The sequence below is a fragment of the Shewanella sp. 4_MG-2023 genome, from assembly GCF_030548015.1.
Classification (GTDB): Bacteria; Pseudomonadota; Gammaproteobacteria; order Enterobacterales; family Shewanellaceae; genus Shewanella.
This window is the reverse complement of sequence record NZ_JAUORL010000008.1, coordinates 1-15,454: the sequence shown is the minus strand read 5'-3', so window position 1 is coordinate 15,454 and position 15,454 is coordinate 1. Positions and strand designations below refer to the sequence as shown.

15 protein-coding genes are annotated in these 15,454 nt (G+C 40.0%); all 15 read left to right on the top strand.

Going from position 1 to position 15,454, the window contains the following annotated elements:
• Nucleotides 1–265 precede the first annotated feature (265 nt).
• The gene (locus Q4546_RS06160; RefSeq protein ID WP_303445919.1) at nt 266–1,816 is read left to right on the top strand and encodes a murein L,D-transpeptidase; all 1,551 of its coding nucleotides are present in this window, start codon (nt 266–268) and stop codon (nt 1,814–1,816) included.
• A gap of 534 nt (nt 1,817–2,350) precedes the next feature.
• Entirely contained in the window at nt 2,351–2,548 is a 198-nt protein-coding gene (locus Q4546_RS06155; protein ID WP_303445918.1) for a Flp family type IVb pilin, read from the top strand.
• Between the two features lie 93 nt (nt 2,549–2,641).
• On the top strand, nt 2,642–3,214 hold the full coding sequence (locus Q4546_RS06150; protein WP_102476103.1) for a prepilin peptidase: 573 nt from the start codon (nt 2,642–2,644) through the stop codon (nt 3,212–3,214).
• A 1-nt stretch (nt 3,215) separates the two neighbouring features.
• Nucleotides 3,216–4,556, top strand: a complete 1,341-nt coding sequence (locus tag Q4546_RS06145) for an AAA family ATPase (protein WP_303445917.1) — start codon at nt 3,216–3,218, stop codon at nt 4,554–4,556.
• 44 nt (nt 4,557–4,600) lie between these two features.
• Complete coding sequence (cpaB, locus tag Q4546_RS06140; protein ID WP_303445916.1) at nt 4,601–5,440, top strand: Flp pilus assembly protein CpaB; 840 nt, start codon at nt 4,601–4,603, stop codon at nt 5,438–5,440.
• A gap of 50 nt (nt 5,441–5,490) precedes the next feature.
• Nucleotides 5,491–6,948 (top strand): type II and III secretion system protein family protein, encoded by a 1,458-nt coding sequence (locus Q4546_RS06135; protein WP_303445915.1) that lies wholly within the window; start codon nt 5,491–5,493, stop codon nt 6,946–6,948.
• 69 nt (nt 6,949–7,017) lie between these two features.
• The gene (locus Q4546_RS06130; protein WP_102476106.1) at nt 7,018–7,251 is read left to right on the top strand and encodes a hypothetical protein; all 234 of its coding nucleotides are present in this window, start codon (nt 7,018–7,020) and stop codon (nt 7,249–7,251) included.
• Nucleotides 7,252–7,272: 21 nt separating this feature from the next.
• Nucleotides 7,273–8,577, top strand: coding sequence for a pilus assembly protein TadG-related protein (locus Q4546_RS06125; protein WP_303445914.1), 1,305 nt, complete (start codon nt 7,273–7,275; stop codon nt 8,575–8,577).
• A 9-nt stretch (nt 8,578–8,586) separates the two neighbouring features.
• Nucleotides 8,587–9,060: a TadE/TadG family type IV pilus assembly protein gene (locus tag Q4546_RS06120; protein ID WP_102476108.1), complete on the top strand. Its 474-nt coding sequence runs from the start codon at nt 8,587–8,589 to the stop codon at nt 9,058–9,060.
• Nucleotides 9,057–9,491, top strand: a complete 435-nt coding sequence (locus tag Q4546_RS06115) for a TadE/TadG family type IV pilus assembly protein (RefSeq protein WP_102476109.1) — start codon at nt 9,057–9,059, stop codon at nt 9,489–9,491. Before Q4546_RS06120 ends, Q4546_RS06115 begins: the two co-directional genes overlap by 4 nt.
• Before the next feature lie 71 nt (nt 9,492–9,562).
• Nucleotides 9,563–10,810: a pilus assembly protein CpaE gene (locus tag Q4546_RS06110; RefSeq protein ID WP_102476110.1), complete on the top strand. Its 1,248-nt coding sequence runs from the start codon at nt 9,563–9,565 to the stop codon at nt 10,808–10,810.
• Between the two features lie 3 nt (nt 10,811–10,813).
• The gene (locus tag Q4546_RS06105; RefSeq protein ID WP_102476111.1) at nt 10,814–12,142 is read left to right on the top strand and encodes a CpaF family protein; all 1,329 of its coding nucleotides are present in this window, start codon (nt 10,814–10,816) and stop codon (nt 12,140–12,142) included.
• 9 nt (nt 12,143–12,151) lie between these two features.
• Nucleotides 12,152–13,129 (top strand): type II secretion system F family protein, encoded by a 978-nt coding sequence (locus Q4546_RS06100; RefSeq protein WP_303445913.1) that lies wholly within the window; start codon nt 12,152–12,154, stop codon nt 13,127–13,129.
• A 1-nt stretch (nt 13,130) separates the two neighbouring features.
• Nucleotides 13,131–14,102, top strand: coding sequence for a type II secretion system F family protein (locus Q4546_RS06095; RefSeq protein ID WP_303445912.1), 972 nt, complete (start codon nt 13,131–13,133; stop codon nt 14,100–14,102).
• Nucleotides 14,103–14,159: 57 nt separating this feature from the next.
• Nucleotides 14,160–15,143, top strand: a complete 984-nt coding sequence (locus tag Q4546_RS06090; protein ID WP_102476117.1) for a lipopolysaccharide assembly protein LapB — start codon at nt 14,160–14,162, stop codon at nt 15,141–15,143.
• Nucleotides 15,144–15,454: the final 311 nt, after the last annotated feature.

The window sequence follows — 15,454 nt, the reverse complement described above, 5'->3', positions numbered from 1 at the left end:
ATCCGTTTATTAACTCATCAGATGTAAAAGACCCGTGCAAGTGGGTCACTCAAAGTGGAAAATAATAACCAAAGTATAGATTAATAATGGATAAACAATTTAAAAATAGTCATTAAAATGGTTACAAAGAAGCTAATTAGTCTGAATGCTTGTTATAAAGCCTGTAGTGTACTAAACCTTGAACTATGGCTACACCACGTTACTAGCCTATGATATTAATCTGAGAAGTTATGCTTACGCATAATTATATTAGGGTTCAGGTGCTATGAAATCACATCTACTTAGCGGTCTTATTGATTGTTATTTTTATAACGTGGTTAATCGCACGGTGTTGAACAGCATTTCGTTATTTAAAAATTTCTTTTTTACAACCTGTTTATTATTCAGTTTTAATGAATTTTTATTTGCCGCTGTAGAAGATGATCGAAATCTTAATCTACCTCAACAACAGCTTTCCTCGCTTAATAGTAATACAGCGTTGATTTGGTTTAATGAGCAAGGTCCCAAACCTACTGCAACAAAGCTATTTTCTTTAGCCGAGGATATGGGGGTTAGTAATAAAGATTCGACTTTGTTTGCGATGACAGATAACAATTCTTTAAGTGATTTAGATCGCCATTACTCACAGTTTTTAATCAATATGCTGAATCAGACAACAGTCAAAGGTAGTAATAAAAAATTACTCAGCCTTGAACAGTTGCATCTAGCATCAGACCGACAGCAATTACCGCAGTTGCTTGCAAGTATGTTGCCTGAGCATAAGCAGGTGATATTACTCCGTGAAAAAATTAGGCAATATCAACAACTCGAAGCCTATGTTTGGCCATCAATCACTCAAATACATTTTCGATTAGGGCAGCGAAATACAGATATTGCTAAACTGAGATGGATGCTCACACAGTTAGAGGATATTCCACCTAAGGAGCCTAATGGCTATCGTGATGCGATATATGATCCAATAATTTCAAATGGTATTAAACATTTTCAATTAAGGCACGGTCTTGACGCCAGCGGTAAATTAGATAAACAAACATTACAAGCCTTAAATGTACCGCCATCACAGCGTATTACTCAAATGCGACAAGCTCTATTTCGTTGGTTTGAATTACCGGCTAAACTCCCACCCAATTATATATGGGTAAATATTCCATCATATCAGTTACATGTGATGGAACATGAGACAAGCGTCATGAGCATGAGAGTTATAGTGGGCAAACCAGCAACCCCGACACCACCTATGCAGACCCAATTAACCTTGCTTACCGTAAACCCCACATGGACGCCACCTGCTAGTATTGTTTATGGTGAATTATTGCCTAAACAGAGCCTATCACCAGGTTATTTAGCCAGTCATGATTTTGAATTACGTAAGGTATCCTCAAGTGGTTCTGCAGTACTGCCTATAGGAAACATGCCGCGCCAGCAAGTCGCCAGTTTGTTAACTGAATATCGATTGGTACAGCAACCAGGCGCGAATAACTCCCTTGGCAAGTATCGATTTTCAATCCCCAACGATGAAGCAATATACCTGCATGACACGCCTGCAAAATCATTGTTTTCACATTCGCAGCGGGCGTTAAGTCATGGTTGTGTGCGGCTAGAAAATGCCCGTGGTTTAGTTAATTACCTATTGGATCGACATATTAATCAAGCATCCTCTTCTATCGATCGCGCTTTAAAGCGCAAGCATCCAAAGTATTTTTCGTTATCAAAGCCACTACCTGTGTTGATGACTTACCTAACGACTTGGATTGATGCAAAAGGCATTTTACAATTACGCCCAGATATATATCAGCTTAACTCAAATCTACCGTAATACTTGCATAGTTTGAGGCTATGCTTTATTTAACAGATTAATCATAATTGTTTACATGAGCTGCTTTATTAAATAAAGGTAGCGCTTTTAGCTGTTTCTAATAAATATTCATACAGAGGATATTAAAATGGCGAGCTCCTTCATATTGTAATTTATCTAACTTGAAGATAATCATCAAATTTCTATATTTAACCTTCTGCACTTTGCTGATCTAGATCAATAAAGTATCACCTTTATACTTTACTACTATGGAAAGTGGTAAACATAGAAGAATTAGCTATTTTTAAATATATTTGCAATGTCACCTACTAAAAAAGCAATACTTTGCTACCTTTAAATGTAGCGGCAATGTAATAGCGATGTGATTATCTTGTGTTGGTGGTGCATTGTTCAGGTTGCTGGTTAACAGACTGCTTTTAAAATCGAATTTAATTTAGCAGTTGGCAATAAACAATGGCACTGCGATAAGGATCAAGTTAAGGGACGGATACCCATATTCACCATGGTGCCTCATTTGGCTGTTAGGAGAATATTATGAACCTTACAAACATACTGAAAGACTTTATAGAAGACGAAAGCGGTTTGACTGCTGTTGAATATGCTATTGCTGGTGGTTTAGTGGTCGGTGGCATGATTGCAGCGTTTAATCTGTTAGGTGATAACGCGACAACTAAAATTAAGTGTTTAGCGTCAGCAGTGAATGGTGCCAGTGCAGATTGTACTGGTAGTTAGCGACTTCACTTAATTTATAACTATAAATTTGCCCAGATTCGCAGTTTAGCTGGGCAATTATCTTATCAACTTCCCATGAATCAGGTTGACGCCATGAGTGAATACCAACTCTTACTGCAGTTGTGTTTAGCTGGGCTGTTCTTTTTAATTGCCATAGCCTCAGATTTAGCGACCCAACGTATACCCAATCTATTATGTTTAATTGCTATTTTTACTGGTTTTGCCATTAATGGTTATTACGCACAGCTGAATGGTTTGTTGCTTGCAAGCTTTGGTTTTGGCTTGGCATTTTTAATGCTTTTTCCGGTATTTGTGATACGGGTGCTAGGGGCTGGAGATGTAAAACTGATGATGGGTATTGGCGCTTTGATGGGGCCAGAGTTACTGCTTTGGAGTATTTTGTATGGCATCGTCGCAGGCTCTATCACCAGTTTATTACTCGTAGTATGGCGAACAGGGCTGGCTGGATTAGCAAAGACGCTTAAACGTTACTGGGATTGTATTTACTGTAAAACCTATTTTAAACCAGAAATGGGCGAAGCCGCAGGTCAAAAGGTCCCCTATGCGCCAGCATTAGCCATTGGCTGGGCCGTAGCGTGTAGCATAAATTATGACTTACAGAATGTGTATATTCAGCTAAGTCATTATTTAGGAATGGAGGCCTGATATGTTGCAACCTGAATCAAATAACCCAGCGAATTTTAACATACCGTCAGATGATGTCCCCGCAGAAGCTATGCATAGCACAGATGCCAATAAGTTAGCCCCTAAACCTATCACCATCGAAGCGACAGGGCTTTCGGAATCTTTATTACTTGATCTGGTTACCAAGCATATTTTTACTTCAGGTGTACTCACTAAAGAGCAGATGGTGGCCAAAATTGGTATCACTGGCGGTATTTTGCAACAGTTACTGGATAACGCCAAGAAATTGGGTTGGGTTGAAAACCGTCAAACCACCCTTGATGGACAGATGCGTTATGCATTAAGCCATACCGGTGAAATTCATGCGAAATTGGTATTTAGTCGTAGTGGTTATTTAGGTTTAGCGCCTATTCCTCTTAAGCAATATATTCCTATTTGTAAACAACAATCGAGTCGAGCGCGCCCGATAACCTATGAGATGTTAGAGCGAGGGCTTAAAGATCTGGTTTTGCCTGCAGACTTACTCTTTAAGATTGGCCCTGCGATGAACTCGAGTCGGCCTGTATTGATTTATGGTCCACCAGGAACGGGTAAAAGTTACCTATGTCGTCACCTTAATTTAACCTTGGGCGATGATGTATTAATTCCTTATGCTATTGCTATAGGTAATGAAATTATTCAGGTGTACGACCCCGAATTGCATCACCGTAGTGAAGTGGACTTAGAAGATAATCCATTAGATTTGAACAGTGGTCATGATCCAAGATGGATAAAATGCCAGCGTCCCCTTCGAATCACTGGTGGTGAACTCACAGCGGAAATGCTGGAAGTGCAATTTGATACCCATAGCCGCACTTATATGGCACCACTGCAGCTCAAAGCCAACAATGGTATTTTGCTGCTTGATGATTTAGGACGCCAACGTATTAGCGCAAAGCAATTATTTAACCGTTGGATTATTCCGATGGAAGAACACCGAGACTTTTTAAGCCTGCAGTCTGGTGAGCATTTTGAAATCCCGTTTGAATTGATTTTGCTCTTTTCTACTAACCTTGATCCTAAAGAGTTAGTTGATGAAGCATTTTTACGTCGCCTTGGTTATAAAATTCATTTTGACGCTTTAGATAGTGAACTATACCGAAAGATTTGGTTCCGGGTTTGTGATGATTTAGGTCTTGTTTGTAGTGATGCGAATTATGAGTACCTCATCAGGGAGTATCATATTAAATACCATAAACCTCTCATTCCCTGTTACCCACGAGATCTGCTTGGGATCATGTCAGATCAAATTTGTTTTATGAAACTTGAATCAGTAGTAACTCAGTCGCTCATTGACTCAGCTTGGTCAATTTACTTCGTATAATAAACAACAAGATAGCACTTTATAGTTAACATAAGGAGTTCACTATGAATAGCAAAACGATAATGTTCATCGTCTTGTCGCTAGTTTTTGGTGCGATTGCCGTTTTCCTCGCTCAAAACTGGCTCAAGTCTAATACCCCGATGAATCATGCTGGTCAAACTACTACGGTAGTGACTCTATCTAGCTTGGTGCCAATGGGAACCATCATTGATAGGAAACATATGGTGCTAACAACTGTGCCTGAAGATATAGCGCCAAAAGGGTCTGTTACTAAGTTTGAAGACGCTGAAGGAAAGGTAGTTAATCAAAAACTTTACTCTGGTGAAATTCTACGTCATGAAAAACTGACGACTAAAGGTGAGGGAAGTACCTTAGCTAGCCTTATTCAACATAACATGAGAGCCGTTACCATTAGGGTCAATGATGTTGTCGGGGTTGCGGGTTTTTTATTACCCGGTAATCGAGTTGATGTAATTAACCTATATAAAGAAGGTAACTATAAAACCGATATCGTGCTGTCCAATGTCAAGATTTTAGCCATTGATCAGCAAGCCTCAAATGATGAAAACAAGCCAATGTTAGTGCGTGCGGTGACATTGGAGTTAAGCATGGAGCAAGCTGAACTGCTGTTAATTGCTAAAGGACGTGGCTCACTGCAGTTAGCATTAAGAAACCCTAATGATAATGCACAAGTTGAGGTTGCATCGCTAAATCAGGATAGCAAGCTTCAAGAGAAAGTGTTAATGACCAAGGCTATTCAGCTGGAGGAGGTTACGCCGTCCTCCACACCATTAGAGAAAGTTGTATTTGTTCAGTCTAATACTAAAGCCAAGGTGCTAGTACTTAAAGGGATGAATGAACAAGAGATTAAGGTCAATAATTAGTCACTTGAAAACTTAATTTATACAACCTAAAGGTTGAAAAGGAGACGGATATGCTGCATTCATCAGGCAAGCTTTGGCAGCTAGGGTGCCTATTATTAGTAGTCATTTCGATATCGTTGCACCAATCAGCGCTGGCTGGTGGGCCAATTGGTGGTGAAAAAGAACTAAAACTCATTCCCATTTTTAAATCTCGAGTATTGGTATTGCCTAAGTCTGTTCATCGAGTGTCAGTGGGTAATCCTGATATTGCCGACATAAAGCTATTACCTAAAAATGAGCTTTATGTATTGGGTAAAAAACTGGGCAGCACAAATATCATGGTTTGGGACAAAAACGAAGTGCTTACCAGCGTAATGGATATTGAAGTGACTCATGATTTGAATGGCTTAAAATTACGCTTACATGAATTTTTACCAGCAGAAAAATTAGCGGTTCAAACTTCTCAAGGACAGCTATTGCTAAGTGGACAAGCCTCGAATTTACAGAAAATGAATACGGCGGTTGAGTTAGCACAAGCCTATGTCGATTCAGCACCTACAGTAGGGAAACCTAAAAGTACCGTGCTGAATATGATGACGATTGGCGGAGGCCATCAAGTGATGCTTGAGGTGGTTGTAGCTGAAGTTCAACGAGAAGTTGCCCGTCAATTTGATTCTAAATTTTTGATATTCAATCAAGGGGATAAGCTATCAGGTGGTGTTGTTGGCGGCGGCGGTGGTGTTGTTGACACTGGTATTGGCGGTGTACTCAGTAAAGGTTTTTTTGCCCAATACATAAATAATGATTTGCTAATGAATTTTGCTTTAGATGTAGCCAAGCAAAATGGTCTAGCGAAAGTATTAGCCGAACCCAACGTAACCGCAATGAGCGGCCAATCCGCTGAATTTTTATCAGGCGGAGAGTTTCCTATTCCGGTCCCTGATAGCGATGGCAGCACCACAATTCAATATCGTGATTTCGGTGTCGGGGTTAAATTTCTTCCTACGGTGTTAGATTCAGGGCAGATAAATTTAAATTTAAATGTCGTGGTGAGTGAAGTCAGTAATGCTAACGCGGTTTCAATACAGAGCAACAATACTTCGGCAATTATGGTCGTTCCATCGCTGGTTAAACGTAGTACTGCTACCACGGTCGAATTAGCTGATGGACAAACCATTGCCATCAGTGGCCTTATCAGTGACACCTTACGTGAGAATATTGATAAGGTTCCTGGTTTAGGTGATGTTCCTGTTTTAGGTCAGCTTTTTTCTAGTAAAAGTTTCCGAAGTGGCCAAACAGAATTAGTAATTTTAGTGACCCCAAGACTTGTTCGGCCTTTTAACAAAAAGGATATCGCGCTACCAACCGATGGATTTGTTTCTCCATCAGATATGGAGTTTTATTTACTCGGTAAGATTTCAACTAAAGAACAGCCTGATCAGAAAGTTGATACGCCATACGAACCCGTGATGTCTAATGTCAAAATTGAAAATAGTGGTACCCAACAAAAATATGGGCACTCACTTTAGATTGGAGCGTTTAATATGAGTTACTTTAATTTAAGGACAACTTTGATAAATAAGGTTGTATTGCTTTCTATGGTCTTGCTCTTATCTGCTTGTGAGAGTGTCCATAATTTCACTATGAATGACAGTTATCACCAGTTAAAAAATGTGCAGATACTTGATCCTGATGCCTCAGAGAGAAACGACGGTTTGGTATTAAGTCTTGAAGGAAATTACGGTCGTCAGGTGATGCTCAAATACCGTCAAAGTAGCGAAGCCCCCATTAGTGCAAAAGAAATGGGTTCATCATCAATCATCATGGATTAGCCATAAGTATTGGGGGTTGCAATGTATAGCACGACTAATTGTCATTCTAAGGGAATCTTTAGTGGCAAAGGACGTCAATGCGGTGCGATTTTAGTGATGTTTACCATCGGCTTATTTTCATTATTAGCCGTTGCGGCATTAGCACTCGATGGCGGCCATTTGCTACTGAGTAAAGGTCGACTTCAAAATGCAGTCGATGCATCGGCATTACATGCCGCTAAGGTACTTGATGGTGGAGCAACACTTGCTGAGGCCCGTCAAGCTGCTGTAAGCATGTTGTCGCAAAATATGGCATTTAAAGAAAATAATGAGCTTGAAACTAATATCAGTTTCTCGCCAACCAATTACAGCAATAATGCGGTAACGAATAACATAGTCGTCGAGTTTTCTGTATTACCAGATCCTTTTACGCCCGTGTCAATTGAAGGCAGTGAATATGTTCGGGTCAGAGTCGAAGATGTCGGCTTAGATAATTTTTTTGCACAGTTGCTAAGCTTTAATAAACGTGTCAGAGCTTCCGCTGTAGCAGGACGGAGTACCGACATTATTTGTAATAACAGGCTGGTTCCATTGTTGGTGTGCGCGGTTAATGATGATCCAAATTTTACCACTACTAATGCTAATGGTGTAACCGTTCCCGCCCCCTACGGCATTGCAACCAATAGTTTGTATGCCATGAAGTCAGGCGCTGAACAAGCAAATGCCCCTGCTATCGGCCCTGGTAATTTTCAGCTGCTTGCTCTAGATGGCACTGGTGCGGATATATTGCGCTCCTCGCTTGCTGGTGAATATACCCCTAATTCTTGTATTGGAGCGGGCGATATTGTTCCTACCGAGCCGGGCAATAAAGTGGGCCCGGTATCCCAAGGGATTAATACCCGTTTTGGTAAATGGCAAGGAGGAGGGCTGAACTCAATAGATCACCCAAGGGATAGGAACATTTGTCAAGGAGACCGCATTAACCTCGACGGCGATGGCAATATTGACAACCCGACAGCGGCTTATTATAGCCATGCTCAATATCTAGCCGATAACGACACCAATAGTTGTATTGATAGCAATATCGCAGCAAATAATCGACGTGCAATGCCTGTAGTCATAGGTGTTTGCGATGGCTTGACTAATGGACGAAACAATATCGAAGTGAAAACCATAGGTTGTTTTTTCTTGGTTCAGGATGTCGACAAAGGTGGGAAAGAGTCATTTGTGGTTGGTGAGTTTGTGAGTGAGTGTCCCGGCACTGGTAATGCGTCCGTTGATCCTAATTTTGTTAGCAATAATTATACGATTGTGCTGTATAGAGATCCCGATAGCCCTGATTCCTAGGAGATTGGTATGAAGCGTTTATCACAAAAAGGCGTAGCGGCGGTAGAGATGACTATTCTTTTGCCCTTTATGTTGTTACTGATTTTTGCCACCGCAGAATTAGGGCGGTTTTTGTATCAATATAATACCCTGACTAAATTAGTACGTGATGCCGGAGTCTATTTAGCTGCTCATGCAGATACTCGCCAGACCAGCAATTTACCCTTTCCATTTATTGATGCAGAGTGCGGAAATTGTATTGCTGAAACTAAAAACCTATTAATTTATGGCACCACAAATACTGGAACAACGCCGCGTTTGAACGGGTTATCAGGCAACGATATAACCATTACTGAAGCTCCAGCTGGAAGCCGTAGGTTGGTTATTTCGGTGTCTTATAATTGGCAGCCACTGTTCGGCGAAAAGTTGGTTTCACTGGGTATCGGTAATGATGTCGATCTCAGCTTTAATTTGAACACCCACTTTGCGGTGACAGCATTATGAAACGTGTAAAAGGGATCTATTCAGTTGAGTTTGCCATTGTTGCCGGCGTATTTTTTCTATTGCTGTTTAGCGCGATAGAAGTTGGTAGGTTGCTATACACCTATAGTGTTTTACAAGAAGCATCGAGGCGAGCTGCAAGGTTGGCTATCGTTTGTCAGCCAATCACTAATATCGATAATTTAGCATTATTTAACGGCGCCAAGTTAGTGCCTGATTTATCAGCGGCTAACCTTGATATTAGCTATTTATCGCGTACTGGCATCCCTGTTACTGGCGCTGATATTGAACTGGTAAAGGCTGAGATAAAAGATTATCAATTTAATTTTTGGGTACCTGGGTTATCTATCAACTTAAATTCACCAGTATTTACCACCATCCTTCCACGGGAAAGTCTTGGTGTATTTCCTGGAGGAACGACGGTATGTCAATAAATAACTTTATTAATAAAATTAACGACTATAGTAAATATATGACTGACAGAAGTAAGTCAAAGGTTGATTAAATGGAAAAACCACTAGAATTGTTTTCAACAACATCAAGTGCTCCTTCAAAAGCAGGTGACTTAATGGATTTTTATATGTCCTCGCCACTTAATGTGCTGTTAATTAACGCACAAAAGGCGTTTTTACCTCAGATAGAGGCTAATTTGACACAATGTGTCAATTTAAACTGGGAAAAAACGTCAGATTTAAGCGGCAGTAAAAATGTCGATGTCACTGGTAAGCCATTTAATTTGATATTACTTGTTATACCTAACGACGAAGAGTTAGCAACACAAGTGTTAGCTTGTGCCTCCAGTTATCAAACCGATGTCATTATATTGGGACAGGACACACCTCAAAATGTGCTTCGTCATGCATTTCAATTTGGTGTAAGCGATTTTATTCCTCTTGATGCTCCAGATGTAGAATTACTCAATGCACTGAAGCAAATAGCTGTAAAGCAAAGTGATCAAGCAGAGCTAGCACCCGTTCTAGCTGTGATAAATGGTAAAGGGGGCTCAGGAGCGAGCTTTATATCCTCATGCTTAGCGGCCATTTCAGCAGAACTTGGTAATGTTGATGTGGCGCTTCTTGATACAGATCTGCATCACGGGGCCTTAGCCCACATTCTTGGGGTGGAACCCAATTATTATCTTTCGGATGCATTACAAGCGTTAGATGATCTTGATGAGGTTGCATTAAAAAGCGCAATGACATCCATCGGGCCGTTACATTTATTAGCAGCTGCGCCGTTTTCATTATTAAATTTAAATAACGATATCAAATTAGAGAACATGTATGACCTGTTAACCAAATGCAGGCAGCATCATCAACAAGTCATTTTAGATTACTCTCGTGGACCAGAATATTGGAATATTGAATTACTCCGCAATGCAGAGATTTTGGTTGTTGCCCAGCAAAACCTGATTATTATCAGAGAAGTCAATGCGTTAATACAGCAACTGGTTAATCTTATCGGCATTGAAAGAAGCCGAATTCATATCCTCGTTAATCGTTATGATAAATCCAATACTCAAATAAAGTTAAATGATATAAAAAAAGCGCTTGGCATTGATTCGATTTACGTAGTTGCAAATGACTATAAGTTAGCAAGTGAATGTGTGGATATTGGTAAACCGATTACAACAATTGCTAAAAAACAACGAATGTATTTAGATTTGCAAAAATTAACCCAAGAGTTAATTCCTTCTAACAGTAATCTACAAAAAAAATCATCGAGTTTGTGGGATCGTTTAATGGGAAATTAAAGTATGGATAATCAAACGAGTCTAACTAGCACTGACGTGTATCAGCCACTAACGATTGAAGAGCAGCAACTTAAGATTAAGTTATATGACAGATTATTGAGCGTAATGGACCTGTCTTTAATCGAAACGGTTTCTTCAGATCAAGCACGTGTTCAAATTAGTGAAATATGCGAAAGGCTTATTAATGATTTGCATGTACCAATCAATCTGACGTCTAGAAAGAAATTAATAAAATTAATTATTGATGAAGTCTTGGGGTTAGGCCCGTTAGAAACATTATTAGCCGATCCAACTATCTCAGATATCTTGGTTAACTCCTTTGACAGAGTCTATGTAGAACGACTAGGTAAGTTAGAAAAAGTGAATATCAAGTTTCATAGCGATGCTCACCTGCTCAATATCATCGATCGTATTGTATCTAGCGTCGGTAGACGTATCGATGAATCATCCCCTATGGTTGATGCTCGACTCGCTGATGGCTCAAGGGTTAATGCTATTATCCCACCTCTAGCGTTAGATGGCCCATCTCTGTCTATACGTCGATTTGCAGTGGATAAATTAACCGCACCTGAATTAATTAAGTTTGGTTCAATCACTGCCGATATGGTGGAGTTATTACAAGGTGCAGTTAAAGGTAAATTAAATGTACTGGTGTCTGGCGGTACTGGTAGTGGTAAAACCACGCTACTGAATATGCTTTCGGGCTATATTCCAGCTAATGAACGCATTGTCACCATTGAAGATTCAGCAGAACTTCAACTCCAGCAAGAGCATACTGTCCGTTTAGAAACTCGACCACAAAATATCGAAGGTCGTGGCGAAATCACCCAACGTGACTTGGTAAAAAATTGCCTTCGAATGCGCCCTGACAGAATTGTCATTGGTGAGGTGCGTGGTGGAGAAGCATTGGATATGCTGACCGCAATGAATACCGGTCACGAAGGTTCACTAACAACATTGCATGCCAACAGCCCACGAGATGCCCTCGGCAGGTTGGAGTATATGGTTTGTATGGCCGGATTTGATATGCCTGTGAGTAATATCAGGACACAAATAGCATCGGCAATTGACTTGGTTGTACAGCTTGAAAGGCAAGAAGATGGCCGCAGAAGGGTGATAAGTATCCAAGAAATCAATGGTATGGAAGGCGACATCATAACCATGTCAGAGATATTTCGCTTTTCACGTGAAGGCGTTGATGAACAAGGTCAAATTATTGGTCATTTTAATGCCACAGGTGTAGTGCCCAACTTCCATTCTAAATTAAAGCAGCATGGTATTGATCTGCCATTTAAGCTATTTAATTGCGGTGACCCATTCGCTAATTTTTAGGAGTCTTTTATGCCTTCCAATGAAATTATTTTCCTAGTTTTAATTTTTATTGCCGTAATTTTCCTTTCTCAGGCGTTATTTTTACCTGTCTATAGTCCGCAGCGTGCTAATACAGCCCAAGTACGTAAGCGATTACAGCAACTATCCCAAGAGTCTGGTGATGGTGTACTTGAGACTTCTTTACTGAGAAAAAACCGATTAAGCAAAGTTGGTAAGATTGGTCGAGCTTTAGAAAGCATCGGTTTTATTGAAGACTTAAGTTACCGTCTCGAGTTGGCTGATTATCGATTTTTAGGGCATCAATTTTTATTTTTAGCTTTATTTGTTGCCACATTAGTGGGGATAGTAAGTTGGTGGTATTTTCGTGTACCACTGATGGTATTTTTTGCAATGTTTATCGTGTTCTTGTTGTTTTATTTTAAATTAAATCGTGATATTGCAAAAAGAATGGATGCGATAGAGGCAAGTTTTCCTGATGCGCTTGATGTATTAAGGCGCGCTTTACAAGCGGGTTACTCGTTTTCTGATGCCATAAAACTGGTTACAGAGGAAATGGAAGGTCCATTAGCCAAAGAGTTTAGCTTGATGTTTGCCAACATCAATTACAGTAAAGATACCAAAAGGGCTATTCTTGGATTTATTGAGCGGGTACCAAGTGTGTCCGCGATGGCATTTTCAAGTGCGGTGATGGTGCAGAAAGAAACCGGCGGTAATCTAGCTGAAAACATTGATAACTTGGCACAGGTTATTCGTAAACGTTTTATGTTCAGGCGTCGAGTAAGAACGTTGTCGGCTGAGGGACGTTTATCTGCGTGGATTTTAATCTTATTACCATTTGTATTGTTCGCTGTTATCTATTTACAAACACCTGACTATGTGGGAGAGCTGACTGGCACCGAAGATGGCAAGACATTGTTAATGTGGGGCGCAATTGGGATGACGTTAGGTGGCCTTTGGATCAGTAAATTGATTAGGATTGATATGTGATATGGACTATTTACTTGGACTCATTAATCAGACATTCGACAATCCCCAACATGTTGAGTGGGCGATATACATTGTTGCTGCGATAGTCGGTATTACATTTGCTCTATCAATTTCGTTGTTAGTAAGCGGGGTATACTCGCCTGTGCGTAAACGCTTACAACAAATTTCTGGCGCTAATACTCAAAGCTCGGCTGTTGAAAATAACGAGGTAAATAAAACCCTGGAGCATGGAATTGGCCAATTAGGCAAAGTGCCATTTTTGAATTTATCAAATAATGAAACAAGGCGGTTGTTAATTCATGCGGGGCTACATTCCGATAGCGCATTGGCCATCTTTAGCGCGATACGTTTACTACTGTTGCTAATAGGTGCAGTACTTTCTATCGTGGTTTTAAAAATATTTCCGGATTTATCGACATTGATCAGTATTTATCTAGTGTGTTTGATTATGGGGGGATTTTTTTTGGCGCCTTCTTTAGTTTTAACCTACTTAGCGAATAAAAGAATGCGATCTTTACGTGTCGGCTTTCCTGATGCACTTGATTTGCTGGTGGTGTGTTGTGAAGCGGGTTTAGGGCTATTAGCAGCATTGCAACGTGTAGCTCGCGAACTTTCATTAAGCCACCCTAATTTATCCAGCGAATTAGAGTTAGTGTGTAATAAAGTTAGAGCAGGTCTCACTATTAGGGTGGCTTTAAGTGAATTTACCGAGCGAACGGGCTTAGAAGACATTAAAGGGCTTAACTCTGCAATATCCCAAAGTATGCGTTTAGGAACAGGGATTGCAGCGACATTAAGGGTTTTTTCAGAAGAATATCGAGACAAAAGACTACAACAGGCAGAAGAACAAGCTGCAAAGATGGCGGTAAAAATGATTTTCCCAATGATGTTTTGTATCTGGCCGTCCTTTTTTATTGTCGCAGTAGGTCCTGCTGTACTTAAAGTAATGAAAGTATGGGGGCAAGCCTTTTAATATGAATATTCTATATATTAATTTTATTGGATTCAGCAAGAGGCGAGGTATATGTCAATGATGAAACGTGACCTAAAAATGCTTTTCACGCTGGCAATACTTAGTTTTAGTCTTTGTGGTTGTGCATCAGTTGATGAGGATCTTGAACTGACAAAAACACCGCAGCGTCAAGATTTGTATCAAGGGAAATCTCAGATTGCAGTCGGGGGATCACCTCAATCAGAAATTGAGGCTCTTAATCAAGCTCAAGATGCAGAACGCTCCGGCGATTTAGATAAAGCATTATACGCCTATATACAAGCATTAGACTTCAATCAGCAAAACGCTGACACATTTTATCAAATTGCTCGAATACACGTTGCTAAAGGCAATAAAGACATAGCGTTAAAAGCCTATAACGAAGCGCTGACAATAAACCCTGATCATAGGTTAGCAAATGCAGAGTTAGGAATTCTTGAAATAGATAGACGGCAATATGTATTGGCAAGAAAGCATCTTGAGAAAACCATCTTTCTTGATCAACAGCGATTATCGGCAATTAAGAGTAAGGCTGCTGGAGCAGATTATACTTCTTTAGATGAGCTATCACCTTTAAGAGTATATAACGCACTGGCTATTTTGGAAGATCTGGAAAACAACAATGAAGCAGCAAGAACATATTTTAGACTCATACTAGCATTCCAACCTCAATCAGCAATTATCGCTACCAATTTAGGTTATTCATTTTATCTTGTGGGAGACTTTGATAATGCAGAGTCATATCTCAAGCAAGCACTAAGAGCTGATCCGAGTTTTACCCGAGCATGGTCGAATTTAGGTTTGGTTTATATCCGCCAAGGAAATTATAGAAGGGCACTGGCAAGTTTTGAACAAACCATGACAACAGCGGATGCATTAAATGATCTTGGCTACTTTTTGATGTTAGAAGGCAAGTACGAACAAGCGATAAGTTTATTTAAGCAAGCAATAGATACTTCACCGACCTATTTTGAACGAGCTCATAAAAATTTGAAAATTGCTTTAGCATCTAAGATTAATTAAAGCTGTGGCTAGATAGATATAAAGTGACTGAATTGAAACTTTACTGATAATGAGGTGGAGCTAGTAACTATTAACCTGCATCAAGTTGAAATGTCATTGAGATGACATACTCATCTTCAAGTTTTAGCCGTAAGCGCTAAAATAATGGATTAACCCTGCATCAAGTTGAATTGATATTGGGATTACACATTCATCGTCGAGCTCTAGCCGTAAGCGCTAAAGTAATGGTTTAACCCTGCATCAAGTTGAAATGTCATTGAGATGACATACTCATCTTCAAGTTTTAGCCGTAAGCGCTAAAATAATGGATT

Bases quoted from the DNA above. Each gene is read 5' to 3' on its own strand.
- Q4546_RS06090 (WP_102476117.1), top strand. From the start codon at position 14,160: ATGATGAAACGTGACCTAAAAATGCTTTTCACGCTGGCAATACTTAGT.
- Q4546_RS06120 (WP_102476108.1), top strand. From the start codon at position 8,587: ATGAAGCGTTTATCACAAAAAGGCGTAGCGGCGGTAGAGATGACTATT.
- Q4546_RS06115 (WP_102476109.1), top strand. From the start codon at position 9,057: ATGAAACGTGTAAAAGGGATCTATTCAGTTGAGTTTGCCATTGTTGCC.
- Q4546_RS06135 (WP_303445915.1), top strand. From the start codon at position 5,491: ATGCTGCATTCATCAGGCAAGCTTTGGCAGCTAGGGTGCCTATTATTA.
- Q4546_RS06100 (WP_303445913.1), top strand. From the start codon at position 12,152: ATGCCTTCCAATGAAATTATTTTCCTAGTTTTAATTTTTATTGCCGTA.
- Q4546_RS06125 (WP_303445914.1), top strand. From the start codon at position 7,273: ATGTATAGCACGACTAATTGTCATTCTAAGGGAATCTTTAGTGGCAAA.
- cpaB (WP_303445916.1), top strand. From the start codon at position 4,601: ATGAATAGCAAAACGATAATGTTCATCGTCTTGTCGCTAGTTTTTGGT.
- Q4546_RS06095 (WP_303445912.1), top strand. From the start codon at position 13,131: ATGGACTATTTACTTGGACTCATTAATCAGACATTCGACAATCCCCAA.
- Q4546_RS06160 (WP_303445919.1), top strand. From the start codon at position 266: ATGAAATCACATCTACTTAGCGGTCTTATTGATTGTTATTTTTATAAC.
- Q4546_RS06130 (WP_102476106.1), top strand. From the start codon at position 7,018: ATGGTCTTGCTCTTATCTGCTTGTGAGAGTGTCCATAATTTCACTATG.
- Q4546_RS06145 (WP_303445917.1), top strand. From the start codon at position 3,216: ATGTTGCAACCTGAATCAAATAACCCAGCGAATTTTAACATACCGTCA.
- Q4546_RS06155 (WP_303445918.1), top strand. From the start codon at position 2,351: ATGAACCTTACAAACATACTGAAAGACTTTATAGAAGACGAAAGCGGT.
- Q4546_RS06150 (WP_102476103.1), top strand. From the start codon at position 2,642: ATGAGTGAATACCAACTCTTACTGCAGTTGTGTTTAGCTGGGCTGTTC.
- Q4546_RS06110 (WP_102476110.1), top strand. From the start codon at position 9,563: ATGGAAAAACCACTAGAATTGTTTTCAACAACATCAAGTGCTCCTTCA.
- Q4546_RS06105 (WP_102476111.1), top strand. From the start codon at position 10,814: ATGGATAATCAAACGAGTCTAACTAGCACTGACGTGTATCAGCCACTA.